The 17,001-nt window shown below is 38.2% G+C and carries 12 protein-coding genes; 4 read left to right on the forward strand and 8 right to left on the reverse strand.

Going from position 1 to position 17,001, the window contains the following annotated elements:
* The first annotated feature begins 246 nt into the window (after nucleotides 1-246).
* A complete protein-coding gene (locus BI291_RS18745; protein WP_074499129.1) occupies nucleotides 247-642 on the forward strand; it encodes a CPBP family intramembrane glutamic endopeptidase in 396 nt (131 codons plus the stop codon).
* A gap of 122 nt (nucleotides 643-764) precedes the next feature.
* On the opposite strand, the gene BI291_RS12600 is transcribed toward BI291_RS18745, so the two are convergent.
* Nucleotides 765-3,389, reverse strand: coding sequence for a TonB-dependent siderophore receptor (locus tag BI291_RS12600; RefSeq protein WP_074499130.1), 2,625 nt, complete (start codon nucleotides 3,387-3,389; stop codon nucleotides 765-767).
* Nucleotides 3,390-4,079: 690 nt separating this feature from the next.
* Nucleotides 4,080-5,402 carry a fumarylacetoacetase gene (gene fahA / locus BI291_RS12605; protein ID WP_074499131.1) on the reverse strand — a complete coding sequence of 441 codons (1,323 nt, stop codon included), beginning with the start codon at nucleotides 5,400-5,402 and terminating at the stop codon, nucleotides 4,080-4,082.
* A 320-nt stretch (nucleotides 5,403-5,722) separates the two neighbouring features.
* On the opposite strand from fahA, the gene BI291_RS12610 reads away from it, so the two are divergent.
* On the forward strand, nucleotides 5,723-7,243 hold the full coding sequence (locus tag BI291_RS12610) for an HD domain-containing phosphohydrolase (protein ID WP_074499132.1): 1,521 nt from the start codon (nucleotides 5,723-5,725) through the stop codon (nucleotides 7,241-7,243).
* A gap of 40 nt (nucleotides 7,244-7,283) precedes the next feature.
* Here the strand turns inward: BI291_RS12610 and BI291_RS12615 are convergent, their stop codons facing one another.
* The 6 genes from BI291_RS12615 to BI291_RS12640 form a co-directional block, all read right to left on the reverse strand.
* Nucleotides 7,284-8,717 (reverse strand): ATP-binding protein, encoded by a 1,434-nt coding sequence (locus BI291_RS12615; RefSeq protein WP_083602045.1) that lies wholly within the window; start codon nucleotides 8,715-8,717, stop codon nucleotides 7,284-7,286.
* Nucleotides 8,718-8,816: 99 nt separating this feature from the next.
* Nucleotides 8,817-9,122, reverse strand: a complete 306-nt coding sequence (locus tag BI291_RS12620) for a DUF1289 domain-containing protein (RefSeq protein WP_074499133.1) — start codon at nucleotides 9,120-9,122, stop codon at nucleotides 8,817-8,819.
* 65 nt (nucleotides 9,123-9,187) lie between these two features.
* Nucleotides 9,188-10,744: a SulP family inorganic anion transporter gene (locus BI291_RS12625; protein WP_074499134.1), complete on the reverse strand. Its 1,557-nt coding sequence runs from the start codon at nucleotides 10,742-10,744 to the stop codon at nucleotides 9,188-9,190.
* A 217-nt stretch (nucleotides 10,745-10,961) separates the two neighbouring features.
* A complete protein-coding gene (locus tag BI291_RS12630) occupies nucleotides 10,962-11,624 on the reverse strand; it encodes a GntR family transcriptional regulator (protein WP_083602046.1) in 663 nt (220 codons plus the stop codon).
* A 95-nt stretch (nucleotides 11,625-11,719) separates the two neighbouring features.
* Nucleotides 11,720-13,243 carry an aldehyde dehydrogenase (NADP(+)) gene (locus BI291_RS12635; RefSeq protein ID WP_074499135.1) on the reverse strand — a complete coding sequence of 508 codons (1,524 nt, stop codon included), beginning with the start codon at nucleotides 13,241-13,243 and terminating at the stop codon, nucleotides 11,720-11,722.
* Nucleotides 13,244-13,292: 49 nt separating this feature from the next.
* Entirely contained in the window at nucleotides 13,293-14,306 is a 1,014-nt protein-coding gene (locus BI291_RS12640; protein WP_074499136.1) for a 4-hydroxyproline epimerase, read from the reverse strand.
* A 356-nt stretch (nucleotides 14,307-14,662) separates the two neighbouring features.
* Between BI291_RS12640 and BI291_RS12645 the strand changes: the two genes are divergently transcribed.
* Both BI291_RS12645 and BI291_RS12650 read left to right on the forward strand, forming a co-directional pair.
* Nucleotides 14,663-15,691 carry a proline racemase family protein gene (locus BI291_RS12645; RefSeq protein ID WP_074499137.1) on the forward strand — a complete coding sequence of 343 codons (1,029 nt, stop codon included), beginning with the start codon at nucleotides 14,663-14,665 and terminating at the stop codon, nucleotides 15,689-15,691.
* Between the two features lie 4 nt (nucleotides 15,692-15,695).
* Nucleotides 15,696-16,955, forward strand: coding sequence for an FAD-binding oxidoreductase (locus tag BI291_RS12650; RefSeq protein WP_074499138.1), 1,260 nt, complete (start codon nucleotides 15,696-15,698; stop codon nucleotides 16,953-16,955).
* Nucleotides 16,956-17,001: the final 46 nt, after the last annotated feature.

Below are 17,001 nucleotides of genomic sequence, written 5' to 3' on the forward strand. Positions count from 1 at the left end.
GCCCTTTGGGAGCGTGTTAGAGGCGCGATAATTGCGCAAAACGTGTTTGATGTAGAACAACTATACCTGCACACGTTTCGCTTATTCTCCCACCGCTGACATCGCTCTGAACTGACTTAATCTTTATGCGAATTGGTATAACATCTTAGTGGCGGTGTTATCAATCCCATTCATCATGTCTATAAACTTGCTCCTAACATTCTCTGTGTACAAAGGGTCTCAACAAAACACATTGTTCGCATTATTATGTTTTGTACATTTATCAGTATTTGTTTCACGTTTTGCTATCAATGGTTTGACATAGAACAGTCAGACTTTCTTGACAGGTTAAGCGACTCAGCTTTAACCTTATTATTAGGCTTTATTGTTATTTGTCTGATTGGCCCAGTATTAGAAGAGATTGTATATCGAGGAATACTATTTACTGTACTACAACGTACAGGAATGCATACTTCACTTGTACTAATTATAACAACATCAATTTTTACCTTTATACATGTTCAATATGACGCTCAACAACTCGCCTTTATTTTTATTTACGGTTTATTGCTCGGGATCATTAGATACAAAACTAATAATATTCTATTATGTATTGCAATTCACATGATACATAACGTTTACAATTTATTTTTTTATATATAGCTACCCTGGCAGCAATGCACTTTTAGGAAGCGCTTATTCACCTTAAAACCACTTTCAAATGATTGATTATTTAAGATAAAAAACCACGTTAGAAAACGTGGTTTTATCATTGAAATTATGGCTTAGAATTTATAAGTTGCTTTTACGTAATAGAATGCGCCGTTGTAATCAAACGGCCCGCTTTCAAAATACATAGCCCCTGCATAGTCTTCACTTAATTCATAGGGTAGTTCTTCTGCTTCTTGATCAAAGATATTATTTGCACCCGCAGATAATGTCCAAGAATCGCTGAAGAAATAACTCACTTCTGCATCAAAAGTAACAGCAGCATCAGCATCGGCACTTGCACCACCATCATCAGCATGAACAGCCCAGTATTCTCCGTAATAGTTACCACGAATAAACATCGACACATCATCCCAAGACTGTGATATCGTTAGCGTGCCACGATGCTCTGGAATGCCCTCTTCTAATCGACGTACTTTAACTTCACCAGTGGCATCAGAAAACCTATCGACTTCTGTTTCATTAAAGTTATACGCTAAAGCAAATGCGGTATCTCCTCCAAACAATTGCATCGAATAATTTGCAACTATATCAAGGCCATTCGTGGTAGTATCAAAGTCATTCGCAAAGAATGTAACGCTGGAAATTGATTTATCCTCAATACCAAGTTGATCTAACACCGCACGCGTAACTTCAAATTTATCTGTTTGCTGAATACGATCTGTCACTTCTATTTGATAAATATCCGCAGTTAAGAAAAAGTCCCCCTGTTGATAAACTAAACCCGCAGCAAAACTTTTAGACTCTTCAGGTTCAAGTTCTTTACCCCCATAATACATTGATAACGGATTTGTCGGAGGAAACGTTGCCGATTGTACGAGTTCCCCTTCAACAAATGACGTTTGCGTATTTACGACATTAGCTTGTCCCACGGTTGGTGCACGAAACCCTGTACTATGTGATCCACGAACGGATAAATTATCTGTCAATTGATATTGCGCGGTTATTTTATAATTGGTTGTAGCACCAAAAGAATCAAAGTCTTCATACCTTAATGCACCTCCTAATAAAAAATAATCTGTCATCTGAGCTTCGATATCTACGTATGCAGCAAAAGATCTACGTTCTTTTGTACCTTGAGATTCAGGACTAAAACCAGCAAAACCATGAGAACCAACACTAAACCCTTGCGATGCTAAAACACCACTATCCCAAGAGGCTCTCTCGCCGGGCTTAATTTCAAAGCTTTCTTCACGCCACTCAACACCCATTGCAACGCTAGCATCATCCTCCAATCCCCAATCAAACGTTTTATTGATATCGAAATTAAAGGTTTTTTCTAGCTGAACATAACTACCCGTTTTGAAAGAAAGATCACCCTGTTCTGGCCCCATTGAAGGGTTCACGGTATTACGTAATGTATATTCTGATTCATTGCGCCCTACACCACCACTTAAATCAAAAAACCAGCCATCTAAAAAGCCTGATTTAAATTCACCGTCAACTCCCATTGTTAATGAAGTATCATTTATATCTCCAGTAAATTGTGGAGTATAGCCACCAGGTAGTAATTGATTGAACGCCCAACAATTATCATTATTAGCAACTTGTTGATAAGCAGAAGTATCAAGGATATTTGGTACACTGGTATCATTAACGTAATCAACCAATGTGACATCTATAGGACAGCCACTTATGCTATTACCGCTGCTGTCTAAACCTTGTAAGTCACCAACAAGCCATACTTTTCTTGTTGGATTACCATCACCATCACCATCAGGATCCCAAAAGAAATCATTAACGTCTTTACTAAAAACACCACCACGGTTTTGTGGGTTTCGGTAATAATACCCCCCCGTTGCAGTACGTTCAGAGTAGTTACCAAACATGTAAAATTGTTTATCATCTCCCAAATCTAAACCAACATTAGCGAATACCGTTATATCATCATCAATTTCTGGATTACCCCATACCATCGCAGGATCATTAATATGAGTATTACCGGCTTCACTTAACGCTAACGCATCATTACGCTGAACACTTCGACTAGTAGCATCAGCTGTTTTATATTGAAAGCTTAAATTCGCAAAACCGTATTTAGTAAATGGCAACCCGATATTGCCATCAACAGTCGTTGCGGCACCGTCACCTTCACCATACTCACCTCTACGAACAGATATCGACCCGCCGTCTGCATCATCTTTTAAAACAAAATTCATCACACCTGCTATCGCGTCAGACCCATATTGAGCGGCTGCACCATCGCGCAATACCTCAACTTGTTTAAGTGCAATAGATGGGATAACAGAAATATCTGGACCTTGTGCGCCATCATTTACCCCACCACCTTGAAAAGCAATGACTGAGGCACGATGACGTCGCTTTCCGTTTACCAGAATTAACGTACTATCAGAGGAGAGCCCTCTTAGATTTATTGGCCTAATAAAAGATGCGGCATCGGATATAGGCTGTGCTCTTGCGGCAAACGAAGGCACCGCAGCTTGTAATTGATCAAGCATATCTGTTGATGCGTTTTTCCCAAGCTCGTCTGCACCAACAATATCGACGGGAACCGGCGACTGAGCGACAGAACGCGGTGCTGAACGAGTACCAACCACAGCAATTCGCTCAACCTCTTTTTCAGCATTAGACGATTCGGTTTCTTCAGCAAATGAGGGGGATATACCAAGTGCTATGCTAATAGCAAGTGCTAGCTTAGTAGCACGATTTAACTTAGACATATTATTTCCTTCCTGGCGTTTAAATGTATTTAATTTTAATTATTTATTTTTATAATTTTATCGATCTGACGCGATCGCTTAATCACGAATTCAGACCTCTATTGGGTATAAGCTACGATTTAGTGGTTTACAAGTTTGCAGTTTTTACTTAACGAAGTTTAAGAATTAGTAATAAGCGTCATGAATACAATATTAAATAGCTATAAGTGACTCATTGAATTTAATAAAGCTTGTAGAAAGCTTTATAAAACAAAGGTTATTATTATCGACGATAAAGAGAGGTTTTAAGTTGATGACGTAATTTCTACGATTAAAATTATAAAATATTGATATTAAAATACTGAATAAAATAGCAAAAAAGTCTTAAAAACACCCTAAGTAAATGTTTGATAGATCCATAAATTAACCGAATTGATAAGTAAACAATAATTCTTGAATCATATATATAGGCTAAAAAGTTCGAGATTGAATCAAACGTTATACTTAATATTTTACTGAGGGAGGTTACAGAAAAGTAATAGCAATCATTGTAAGTTATCGTGACGGTGAAACGTCGGTATATAGAGGCGAATATTGCAAAAACACGAATATAACACGAGCGTACATTGAACTTTTCAGTTATCTATTGCGCAAATATTGCTAACAATTATCATCAAAATTCAATGCACATTCGTGAGAGTTTTCAAATAACTATTCAGCAGGCAACACTAATGCTTCAACAGAACCAAAGCCAATTCTTACTGCTCCAGCTTTTTCACACCAACCTTTCATTACCACGTTGTCTCCATCCTCTAAGAAGGTACGAGTCTCACCATTTGGTAAGTTAATAGGCTCAGAACCTGCGTTTGATAATTCTAACAACGACCCTGCTTCATCTGGATTTGGCCCTGATTGCGTACCAGAACCAAACATATCGCCAGCCCTCAAATTACAACCGTTAACCGTATGATGTGCCACCATTTGATTGACAGTCCAATAAGAGTCATTGAAGTTAGATGTTGATAGTGGTGTAGCTTCTTGATTAGCTGCGCGCATTTTTTCAGTTTCAAGTAGCACTTGCAATTGAATGTTGTAAGCACCAGTTTCACGGTTTTCTGCTGATTCCAAGTAATCCATAGGTTGCGGATCATCTGAATCACGCGTCCAGGCACCTCGATATGGCATTAGTGCTTCAGAAGTGACTATCCAAGGAGATATAGTTGAAGCGAAGCTTTTCGACAAAAATGGGCCTAATGGCTGATATTCCCATCCTTGTATATCGCGCGCTGACCAATCATTAAATAGACATAAACCAAATACATGATCATCTGCCTTATTGATACTTATTGGCTCACCAAGATCATTACCTTTACCAACAAAAATACCCACTTCAAGCTCATAATCTAAGCGTTTACAAGGGCCAAAACTTGGCTCAGTTGCTGTTGGTGCTTTAGTTTGCCCTTTAGGTCGTTTAAAGCTGCTGCCTGAAATTTCAATCGAAGATGAGCGACCGTGATAACCAATAGGGACCCATTTATAGTTAGGTAATAATGGATTATCTGGACGAAACTTTTTACCGACAGAGGTTGCATGGTGAATCGAAGTATAAAAGTCGGTATAGTCGCCAATATTGCACGGTAATGCATATTCAACATCTGACATATCTACTAAGCAATTTTCCAGCACTTGTTGATGAGCAGAGCCTTCTGATAATGCATCAGACAGTACTTTTCGTAGTTCACTCCATGCTTCTTTACCCATTGCCATAAAATCATTTAACTGCTCTTTTGCGCAAGCAGAAATAGCTTCCGCGGCTAAGCCAGTAAAAACCTTCGCTTCTTTAACTGCAGCTAAATCAACTACTTTATCGCCAATCGCTACACCACCTCGAAAAGACTCCTCATTGCCTTTTCTACGAAAAATAGCAAAAGGTAAGTTTTGAATCGGAAAATCACATTTATCTTGGTTAGCAGAGCTTACCCAGCTTTTAAGTGATGGATTATGCGTCGCATTTAACTTGAGATTAGATGACATTAAAACACTCCATAAGTCAGCATGTTACTAAGGCTGTTAATACATGCTATAAAATTTTTCTCATTATAACAGTGGCCGAAATAAACGCTATGTCGTGGGTTGAACTGCAAGAGAATGTTTGTCACTGCTCTTTGCACATATATGTTTACACTACAGTATGATTATCAATACACTATGCATATGAACCCGCCAAGTCGTGTGTTTACATGAATCATGCAATAAACCATTGGCTACCCTTTGATATATCTCCTTATTTTCTTAAGCAAAATATTTAAGAGTAGGCTATACATTAAAATACCCTACATTAAAATATACTCGTTATGCCTTTATCTTTTTTGACACAAAAAGCAACCGTAGACTCATCTCCTTGGCGTGTTCTCATTGTTGATGATGAAGAAGATATTCATCAGATCACCAAAATGGCATTAAAACGCTTCGAATTAGATGGACGTAAACTTACTTTTTTACATGCATATTCTGCAGAAGAAGCAAAAAGCGTTTTATTAGAAGAACAAGATATTGCGCTGGTGTTTTTAGATGTTGTAATGGAAAGCGATGATGCTGGATTGTTACTAGCCAAATGGATTCGCCAAGACCTCAATAATCAATTTTCCCGTATCGTTTTACGTACAGGGCAACCCGGACAAGCCCCAGAAGAAAAAGTCATCGTAGAATTTGATATTAATGATTACAAAGAAAAAACAGAACTAGATCGTAAAAAACTATTCACAACTGTATTTACTGCACTGCGTGCTTACCGCGATATTATTGAAGTCGATAAAGCGCGAAAATATCAAGAACGGTACCGTTCAGGTTTAGAACGCGTTATTGATGCCACTGGAAATGTATTAGAGCAGCGCTCTCTTAGAGAGTTTTTCAATGGTTTATTAGAGCAAATCATGTCGTTATTACAAATTAACCAACAAAGCATGCTGCTGCAAGTGAAAGGTTTAGGAGCAATTTACACTGAAAATGATTTTCAAGTGATTGCAGAGATATCTAATAACGATGAAAACATTGCTAAAAAACAAGCATTCGAATACCTAAATTTAGCAATCAAAGAAAAACGAAGTATATTTAAAAACAACGTGTTAGTTGGGTATTTCCCCAGTAATAGCGAGAAAATAAGCTTACTGTATTTAAGCGGTATTGAGTCGCTATCAGATATTGACGCAAAACTCCTTGAAGTATTTTCAGGGAATATTAGCTTAGCGTTCGATAATTTATTACTCAATCGAGAGATTGTTGAAACCCAAGAAGAGCTTATTTACCGCTTAGGTGATGTTGTAGAATCTCGTTCCAATGAAGCAGGTAATCATATTCGCCGAATGGCTGAAGTATCTTATATGTTGGCAATCAAATCAGGTATGGATTTGTCTGAAGCTGAATTATTAAAACAGGCTGCTCCAATGCATGACATTGGTAAAATTTCCACACCAGACCGTATATTACTGAAACCAGGGAAATTAACTGATGATGAAATGGATGAAATGAAGCTACATCCTACTATAGGTGAAAGCATTCTTCATGGTTCTAAACGCCCCATATTACAAGCTGCGGCAATCATTGCGGCTCAACATCATGAAAAATTTGACGGTACAGGTTACCCTAGAGGGCTTGCTGGTGAAAATATCCACCTGTTTGCACGTATTGTTTCAGTTGCAGACGTATTCGATGCACTTACCCATAAGCGTTGCTATAAAGATGCTTGGCCACTCGAAAAAGTACAATCTTTTTTGCGTGAAGCTGCTGGAACGCATCTTGATCCCAACATAGTTAACATTATGTTAGAAAACATTACTTTGGCCGTGGAAATTAACCAAAAGTACCAAGATGATTAATTTAAAATCATACTAAAACACATATAACCATAAAATTCAGTTACTTACCAGATGAGTAAGGTAAACTAATTAAATAGGCTAAACCTTTACCTTCTTCACTTTTTACTTTTATTTTTCCTTCCAAAGATTGTACTAAATTATAAATTAAATGTGTGCCTAAGCCACTCCCTCCTTGACCTCGCTTAGTGGTAAAAAAAGGTTCAAATAAACAAGACAATTGTTCGCCTGTTAACCCTTTACCATTATCAGCATAATGAATATTTATCGCAGTTTTTTTACTTCGCACAATAATTTGTATGCGACCATGATCATGTTCATCAAATCCATGAATAAGTGAATTTAAGATCAAATTACTCAAAATTTGTGATAATGCACCCGCATTAATGTTCATCGTTATCTGGTCAGGACATTCAACAATCACCTGATGATTGACTCGTTTTAATTTAGGCTTTAATGATAGTAATATTTCATCAATATATGCCTTTAAATTAATATTACGCGTTTCGTTAGAGGATTGATCAACAGCAACCTGCTTAAAGCTTTTCACTAAAGCTGCGCCTCGTATTGTATTACTTTTTAGTATGGCTAAACCTTGTGCAAGCTCTGTAAAAAAATCTTGTAAGTCTTCTTCTGATAGCATTTGCTCTTCATAGCGGCTTTTAATGAAATTAAACTCCTCCTCCAAATGGCTAACGCCAGTAACACAAATACCTAACGGCGTATTAATTTCATGAGCAATTCCAGCAACTAAGCCCCCTAATGATGCCATTTTTTCTTTTTGCACCAATTCTTGCTGCGTAGTTTGTAAATGTTTAATAGTAATATTTAATTGTTTATTTTGTTGCTCAAGTAACCGGTGTTGCTCGGCAAGCCTCTGCTGTGCATCTCTACGCTGACTTTCATTCACATGGCTTTCAATCGCACTAGCAAGTTGATTTGCAACAAAGTTTAATACCTTTAAGTCGTTGTCAGTATATAGGTTACTGTCTTGATATGTTTGAGCAACAATAACACCATGTAGCGTTTCACCACTAAGCATCGGCGCACCAATCCAACTAGTAAATTCACCCGAACCTAAAACATCTTTTATCTCCCCTTTCGCGATTAAAGTTTCAATAGTACTTTGATTCAAAAGTTGAGGTATTCTGGTTTTTATCACGTAAGAGGTTAACCCCTGTTCTAGCGGGATTATTTTTCCGGTTAGGTCTTTCTCGTCAACGTCTTTTTCATCCACAAAATAAACAAGTTCAATATGCTGTTCTTCTTCATTTAAAAGCGCGATAAAAAAATTATTCGCCTCAATAACAGCATTGGTGATCTCGTGTACTTGCTGATACAAGCTTTGTAGTTCAAGATCATCATGAGAAATTGACGCAATTTTAAATAAAGCATGTTGCAACTTTTCACTATACGTTAGTGCGAGTAGTTCTTGTTCTAATTGTTGGTAACTTGGTTTAAGGTCTTGTTCACTCAATTAAACATTGCCCATTTCATATCTATGTCATGTAAGAATAGACGAAAAATCCACAAGCGGCTTTATAAACCATTTTACAAATAATAAGTGAACGTAGAACTACAATTCAAAGTCACCAAAATCTATATCACTGCTGGTATCAAGTGACTTTTTACTAGGAGGATCAAATAAGGAGGGCTGAGCTTCATCAGCAGTATGTGTTTTTTCTTTCGCTTTAAGTTTGCCATCTTTTCGCTTTTTACGTTGAATACAGCGTTTAATGACTTTTTGTTTATCATCCGAAGTTAAGTTTATCCATAACTGTCTTTCATCACGAGTACGCATACACCCTAAGCAATAGCCTTTGTCATCTGATTGACAAATACCAATACACGGGCTTGGAACATCAAAAAATTCTAATTGCATACATCACGCAGTTAAGGGTCTATAGATTAACTATAACCTATAGACCTATTAAACAAAACTTTCGCTTAAGCAAGCTTATCACTAGCAATATGATAGTCTGGATCTTCAATCACATTAACTTCTACCAAATCACCTGCTTTTTCTAACAACTCTAAGCATTCATTGCTTAAATGTTTCAAGTGCATTTTTTTACCTTGTGCAATATAACGCTCTGCAAGTGTATCTATCGCTTCAATGGCTGAATGATCTGCAACACGAGAGTTTTTAAACTCTACAATGACATCATCACTATCTTTTTCAATCTCAAACTGTTCCAAAAAGCTTGATACTGAACCGAAAAACAGTGGTCCGTTAACTTCGTAAACGGTAGAGCCTTGATCATTTACAAAACGTTCAACAATAACATGTTTTGCATGTTCCCAAGCAAATACTAATGCTGAAACAATAACACCAACAACCACAGCTACAGCCAGGTCAGTGGCAACGGTAACCCCTGAAACTAACACAATGACAAATGCATCAGCTTTTGGTACTTTGCGCATAATACGAAAGCTTGACCATTCAAAGGTACCAATCACCACAATAAACATAACCCCTACCAGCGCCGCCAGTGGTATTTGTTCGATTAGGTCTGATGCAAACAAGATAAAGCAAAGCAATCCAAGTGCAGCAGCAATGCCTGACGCACGACCACGGCCACCTGAATTCACATTAATCATTGATTGACCAATCATGGCACACCCCCCCATACCACCAAAAAAGCCGTTAACGGTATTAGACATGCCTTGAGCAACACATTCTTTATTGCCGCGACCGCGAGTACCGGTTAACTCATCAATTAGCGTTAATGTTAACAATGATTCGATTAAGCCAATAGCAGCAAGCACTAACGCAAAAGGAAAAATAATGCGTAGTGTTTCAAAATTAAACGGGACTTGAGGAATAGCAAACGTTGGCAAGCCTCCAGCAATAGAAGCTGCTGGATCATTTGTCATATCACGTAAATAATCTACCACAGTACGAGCATCTAAATCTAAGCTTTGCGCTAATACTGTAACCACGATAATCGCAACTAAGGAAGAAGGAACCGCTTTAGTTAATTTCGGTAAGAAATGTATAATACCCATGGTAAGTACGATTAAGCCAATCATGGTTGCTAATTGATTGCCTTGCATCCATACGAAGATGCCGTCACTGTTAGCGACTTTAAATTGGCCTAACTGAGCTAAGAAAATAACGATAGCTAAACCGTTTACAAAACCCAACATAACAGGATGTGGTACTAATCGTATGAACTTACCCAGCCTAAATATACCCGCGAGTATTTGTAAAATACCGGTTAACACCACACAGGCAAATAAATACTCAACCCCGTGAAGCGCAACAAGGCTGACCATAACAACAGCCATTGCACCGGTAGCACCTGAAATCATACCTGGACGTCCGCCAAAAATTGACGTAATTAAGCCAACCATGAAGGCTGCATATAAACCGACTAATGGATCCACACCCGCAACAAATGCAAATGCTACTGCTTCTGGCACTAAAGCTAAGGCAACAGTTAAACCAGATAAGACATCATTTTTTAAATTGCCAACTTTGCTGGCTTTTAGTTCAAACATGAGTTTCCCGTGTTTTGTAGGCTATGCCAAAAAATCGGCAGATAAAATATTTAAGAGTCGCTTACTATCTATAAAGCTTAGAAGAAAAGTATGAAAACAAGATGATAAGCGTTAAAAAGCGCGGGAATACTATAGACTCGAAGGGAAAAAGTCAATAAATGCTGATTTTTCAACCGTCAAAATCAGCATTTATTTTATTGATTTTAAATAGAAAACTTTAGCCATTTTCACGTTGCAATAAAAATTCTTTAATTTCATCACGCGAGCCTAAAATATGTTGTTTCATTAATACCATAGCTTTTTCAATATCGCCTGATTTACATAACGCAAGTAATTCGTTATGTTCTGATTCTGCTTTGGAAATACCTCCCGCCCAAAGTAAATGCATGCGAATATAACGATCAGCATTTTTATTCAGCATATTCACAAGTTCTTGTGTTTGTGGTCGATTAGCGCCTGAATATAAACAGTTGTGATAGTCAGAGTTTAATTCACTCCAAGTATTTGCTGCATTCTCTTTGCCAAGGGCTTTATCTAATTTCCCAAGTAGAAGGGTTGCATGCTCTAATGTTTCTTCACTCAAGTTAGGGATTGAAGCAGCCAATAGTTCACACTCTAACATAGCTCGTAATTCGAATAGCTCATCTACCTGTTCAATGTTTAACTCTGTCGCAGTCGCGCCTTTGTGCGGCTCAAACGCAACAAGTCCTTCAGCTTCTAATTGCAATAAAGCTTCCCTGACAGGAATTCGACTAACATTTAATTCTTCAGCTAAAGCAGCTTGACGTAATGGTTGGCCAGCCTTAATTTCACCATTAAGAATTTTCTCCCTTAAGGTCTCAACAACCAATTGGGTTCGTGTTTTGTAAACTATGCTCATAAACGTTTTCCTACTTAAGATGGTGTCCATTATAAGCATTTGTGTATTAAAAAAAAGGAGCTAATGAAATTAGCTCCTTTTTTTATCTAAATTTATCAACTTTTTAACGGTTCAGGCAGTAATTCCTGTGGCATATTTTGATAACAAATTGGTCGTTGAAAACGTTTAATCGCTTCACTACCAACAGAAGTTGCTCTAATATCTGTTGACGCTGGGAATGGCCCACCATGGTTCATTGAGGCACATACTTCAACACCTGTTGGCATTTGGTTGTATATTAAGCGCCCTACTTTATGTACAAGTAATCTAGCAAGAGATTGACTTTGTGCTAAATCATCATCTACGGCATGAATGCTCGCAGTTAAATTACCTTTTAATAATCGTGAAAATTCATACATTTCGTCAAGCGTTTTCACCCGAACCATTAATGCAGATGATCCAAAAACTTCTTCACTTAACATTTCAGTATTTTTAAACGTAGCGAAATCTGTTTGAAATAGAGCCGCAGAGCAATGATGTTCGGCCCCCGCTTTACCTTGTGCTAGAAGTGAAACATTAGGTAATTTTTGCCACTGTGCAACTGTATTTTGATAATTACCAGCAATCGCAGGTGTCAACATGATACCAGCTTCAGTATTAGCAACAGCTTCAGCCGCTGCTGCTTCAAATTCCTGACTACCTTCCCCTTCAACATACACCCAAATTCCAGGACTCGTGCAAAATTGCCCTTGTCCCATCATTAAAGAAGCAACAAGTGCTTGCGCCGTTGAGGTAGCTTCAGCTTTCAACTTATTAGGCATAATAAATTGCGGGTTGATACTACCTAACTCACCATAAAAAGGAATAGGTTCTTCGCGTTCGTTAATTTGTTTTTGCAAGATCATACCAACACGTTCTGAGCCAGTAAAACCTACCGCTTTAACCAATGGATGTGTTACTACTTGACTTGCGATTGCGTAACTCTTCCCTTGTAGTAAAGAAAAAATACCAGGATGAAGTTGGCACTTAGCAATTGCACGGCTAATCGCTTGCGCGACTAATTCAGCAGTTCCTGGATGCGCAGCATGCGCTTTCATTACGACAGGACAGCCGGCAGCTAATGCTGAGGCAGTATCTCCACCAGCTGTTGAAAATGCTAACGGAAAATTACTTGCAGCAAACACACCAACAACCCCTAATGGTAAATACCCTAAACGCGTATCAGGTTTAGGTAATGGTTGTCTATTATCATCAGCTAAATCGATCACGGCCTGGTATTCACCTGATTCAAGTAAATCCGCGAATAAACCTAATTGACCTACGGTTCTACCTCGTTCACCCTGAATTCTCATCGAAGGTAAACCTGTTTCGGCGCACGCCATGTCAACTAATTCATCACCAAGCGCTAAAATTTCGTCGCCTATTGTTCGTAAAAAGTTAGCGCGTTGTAATGCAGGTAATAAATGATAGCTTTCAAACGCTTGATTAGCTTGTTGTATTGCTGTTTCAACTTCTTGTTCAGTTGCGTCTGCAAAGGTAGTTTGCATCGGCTTATTTTCAGCCGCATGAATGGCTGTAAAACCGCCTAAAGTATCACCAGACCATTCTCCGGCAATTAAATTTTTTCCTGAAATAGACATTTTGCCTCACTTTCGTTTCGTTGTGATTACTTTATTTAAATCAATTATCTTATTTAACTGTAAAACCAAATGCATAAGGATCATCATCATCAATGGTGATACAGTTCTTACCAAATACTTTTGCCCAACCTTGAATACTTGGCTTAATAGCGAGTATTTCTTCATTAGCAATATTAAGGGTGACGGTATCTTCAATACGCCCAACAAATTGACTCCCTATATAGCTTTCATGAGTGAAGCTATCTCCTACTTTAAGCAAGCCCTTAGCAAATAATTGTGCCATACGGGCACTTGTACCAGTACCGCAAGGTGAACGATCAATTGCTTTATCTCCATAGAAAACTGCATTAGCGCCGTTTGAGCTTTCATGTTTTGGTGTGCCTGTCCAAAGGACATGACTAATACCGTTTACGGTAGGGTCTTCTGGGTGTTCACAGATTAATACTTCGCTAGCAACTTGGCGTACAATTGGGCTCCAACGTAATATATCTGCTGCACTCCAGTGTTCAATCCCAGGAAAGTTCTCTTGCGGTTCCACGATTACGTAATAATTGCCGCCATAAGAAACATCAACAATTATTGTACCTAACTCAGGAATATCTAAAGCAATATTCTGATGGGCTAAATAAGCAGCAACATTGTAAATTTTTACAAATTCTACCTTATTGCCTTGCATACTGTATTCAACATTTACTTGCCCTGCTGGTACATCAATGATCAATTTCCCAGGAGTTTTTGGGGTCAATAAACCAGCTTCTAGCGCGGTTGTGACAGTACCAATAGTCCCGTGACCACACATAGGTAAACAGCCAGATGTTTCAATAAACAAAATTGAGGCATCAGCATTATTACTACAAGGGGGGTATAGAAAAGCACCGGACATCATGTCATGACCACGCGGTTCAAACATTAACCCTCGTCGTATCCAATCATATTGAGCTAAAAAGCTTTGTCGTTTTTCACTCATTGATTTTCCAGCTAGCTCTGGGTGTCCGCTTGTTACTAGACGCACTGGGTTACCGCACGTATGTGCATCAATACAAAAAAATGTGCCTTTGTTCATTTAAGTCCTAAAATCATTAACTAACATTTCAGCGAGGTTAAATTCGCTATTAACAATACTTCATCGGTAATAATTTTCACTACTGTAACCAAGGCGATAATACCGTCACCCATCTTTGATAATAGAATCTACTATTGTTTTCGTTGCCGAAAAGGTTAATTGGAAAGTCTTCCCTATAATGTCTTGTGACTGCAGAGTAACCACCACGCCAATTAGTTTTCGTCATCTATTTTTACCACATAATGAAAAGGAACTAGCTTTTGTTATTAATTGCTAGAATCAACATGGAATATTGTATACAATTATTTCATCTAGACAAGTATAATATATAAAATTTTTTAATTTGAGCGTGAAAAATGCAGTTTAATCTTAACAAATTAACAGGTTATCAATCAGTAAAAACGATTGATATGCACACTGAGGGGGAGCCTCTAAGGATTATTCTAGCTGGGTATCCAGAGATCATAGGCGATACAATTTTAGCTAAACGTCAATATGTTACTCAGCACTTAGATCATTTACGTAAGTTTCTGATGTATGAACCAAGAGGGCACGCTGACATGTACGGCGCTTTAATTACCACTCCTTGTACACCTAATGCAGATTTCGGAATTTTATTCATGCACAATGAGGGTTACTCAAGTATGTGTGGTCACGGCATTCTAGCTGTAGCCTCTCTAGCTGTTGAAACCCAAGCAATCGAATTAAACAAAAATAAGGGCTATATTGGCATTGATACACCAGCAGGATTAATAAAAGCTTACGTCAAAGAACATGAAAAAACGACGCAAATCAGCTTTGATAATGTACCCGCTTTTGTTGAGGTTACTAATCAAACAATTTTTGTTGAAGGTATCGGTAATGTCAGTTTTGATATTGCCTATGGTGGTGCATATTATGTGTTTGTAGATGCTGATAAAATTTCTGTTTCATGTACACCAGAAAACCAACTTCAGTTGATCAACTTAGGGCGCACCATTAAAAATCTAGTCGCCAAACAATACCAAGTTAAGCACCCTGTTGAACAAGATCTGAGCTTTATTTACGGTACCATTTTTTATTCTAATAAAACCACAGATGCTAAATCACACTCTCGACATGTATGCATCTTTGCCGATGGTGAAGTCGATCGTTCTCCAACTGGCACTGGTGTTTCTGCAAGAATCGCTTTACTTAATCATCAACAATTAGTCGAATTAGGTACACCCATTACGATTGAGAGTATCGTAAGTAGCAAAATGACTGTTAGTGCGACACAATCTCTTGATTACCACGATATTCAAGCAGTGATCCCTCGTGTCAGTGGCCGATCTTACATCACGGGAATTCACGAATTCCTACTAAATCAGCAAGATATTTTCCCGCAAGGCTTCTTATTAAGGTAAAGAGATGACAACAAATAACACCAAACAAGTCGCCATAATTGGTGCGGGGATTATAGGAATAAACTGCGCTATTGCACTGCAAAAGCGTGGCTATGAAGTAACAGTATTTGATCATCGCCCTGTAGGCGAAGGGTGTTCAAAAGCCAATGCTGGGCATTTTGCTACCGAACAAGTATTCCCTCTTGCTGAATTTAGTTTACTCGGACAGTTACCTTACATGTTGTTAAACCCGTTAGGACCTGTGGCAATTTCAATGCGATATTTCCCTAAAGCAATACCTTGGTTTTGCCAGTTTATAGCTAATATGCGTAAATCAAAACGTGAAGAAAACACTAAAGCTTTGCGTTCATTAAATGAACGAGCAATTGCAAGCTATCAATCACTGTTACAAGAAGCAAAAGCCAGCGATTTATTTATAAATCAAGGCAGCTTATTGGTTTTTGAGAACACACCTCTAGAGCAAATTAAGCAACAACAAAAACGCTATTTAGCGCAAGATGTCAAAGTTGAGCTATTAAATAAAGCTCAATTAAAGCAACTTGAACCCAACATTTCAGATAACATAAATTATGCGTTACATTTTACAGAGGTTGCACATACTTGTAATCCTCTAGCATTAACTCAAGCACTAGCAAAATATGCATGCTCTATAGGTGTTAAACTATGCCAGGAAGAAGTGAGTGCAGTAAATCATTATGATCAAGGAATAAACCTTGTGACGGCGCATCAAACTCATTGTTTCGACAAGCTTGTATTAGCTACCGGCGCTTGGTCGAAAAAACTTACCAGCGCATTAGGCTATCGCCTACCAATCGAAAGTGAGAGAGGCTATAGCTTAGATTTACCAAAAAACACAGCAAATACTTTTACGCGGCCCATAGCCTCTGCAGAAAGAAAGTTCATTATCACCCCAATGCGTGATGGTTTGCGCTTAGCAGGCACGGCTGAATTTGCGGGTCTAACTAAACCAATGAATGTAAAACGAGTAGAAATGCTCTATAACAATGCAAGTTATATTATTAAAGATATAATCAAACGAAAAGCCGTTAGCTCAGAAGGATGGGTAGGTTGTAGGCCCTCATTACCAGATTCATTACCTGTGATTGGCAAAGCGCCTAAGCACGAAAATATTATTTTGGCTTTAGGTCATCAGCATTTAGGCCTTACGTTAGGCGCTATTACCGGAACATTAGTGGGTCAAATTATTGATAACGACAAAACTGAGGTTGATATCAGGCCATTTTGCATCAGTCGGTTTAATTAACAGAAATAAGAGCTATTGATTGTTACGCATGTTTCAAGCTTAGCTT

The organism is Thalassotalea sp. PP2-459 (genome assembly GCF_001913705.1).
Lineage (GTDB): Bacteria > Pseudomonadota > Gammaproteobacteria > Enterobacterales > Alteromonadaceae > Thalassotalea_C > Thalassotalea_C hakodatensis.

What these genes read in the sequence shown, in the direction of transcription:
- BI291_RS12640 (WP_074499136.1), bottom strand. Translation starts at nt 14,306, where the DNA reads ATGAACAAAGGCACATTTTTTTGTATTGATGCACATACGTGCGGTAAC.
- BI291_RS12635 (WP_074499135.1), bottom strand. Translation starts at nt 13,243, where the DNA reads ATGTCTATTTCAGGAAAAAATTTAATTGCCGGAGAATGGTCTGGTGAT.
- BI291_RS12610 (WP_074499132.1), top strand. Translation starts at nt 5,723, where the DNA reads ATGCCTTTATCTTTTTTGACACAAAAAGCAACCGTAGACTCATCTCCT.
- BI291_RS18745 (WP_074499129.1), top strand. Translation starts at nt 247, where the DNA reads ATGTTTTGTACATTTATCAGTATTTGTTTCACGTTTTGCTATCAATGG.
- BI291_RS12600 (WP_074499130.1), bottom strand. Translation starts at nt 3,389, where the DNA reads ATGTCTAAGTTAAATCGTGCTACTAAGCTAGCACTTGCTATTAGCATA.
- BI291_RS12645 (WP_074499137.1), top strand. Translation starts at nt 14,663, where the DNA reads ATGCAGTTTAATCTTAACAAATTAACAGGTTATCAATCAGTAAAAACG.
- BI291_RS12625 (WP_074499134.1), bottom strand. Translation starts at nt 10,744, where the DNA reads ATGTTTGAACTAAAAGCCAGCAAAGTTGGCAATTTAAAAAATGATGTC.
- BI291_RS12630 (WP_083602046.1), bottom strand. Translation starts at nt 11,624, where the DNA reads ATGAGCATAGTTTACAAAACACGAACCCAATTGGTTGTTGAGACCTTA.
- fahA (WP_074499131.1), bottom strand. Translation starts at nt 5,402, where the DNA reads ATGTCATCTAATCTCAAGTTAAATGCGACGCATAATCCATCACTTAAA.
- BI291_RS12620 (WP_074499133.1), bottom strand. Translation starts at nt 9,122, where the DNA reads ATGCAATTAGAATTTTTTGATGTTCCAAGCCCGTGTATTGGTATTTGT.
- BI291_RS12650 (WP_074499138.1), top strand. Translation starts at nt 15,696, where the DNA reads ATGACAACAAATAACACCAAACAAGTCGCCATAATTGGTGCGGGGATT.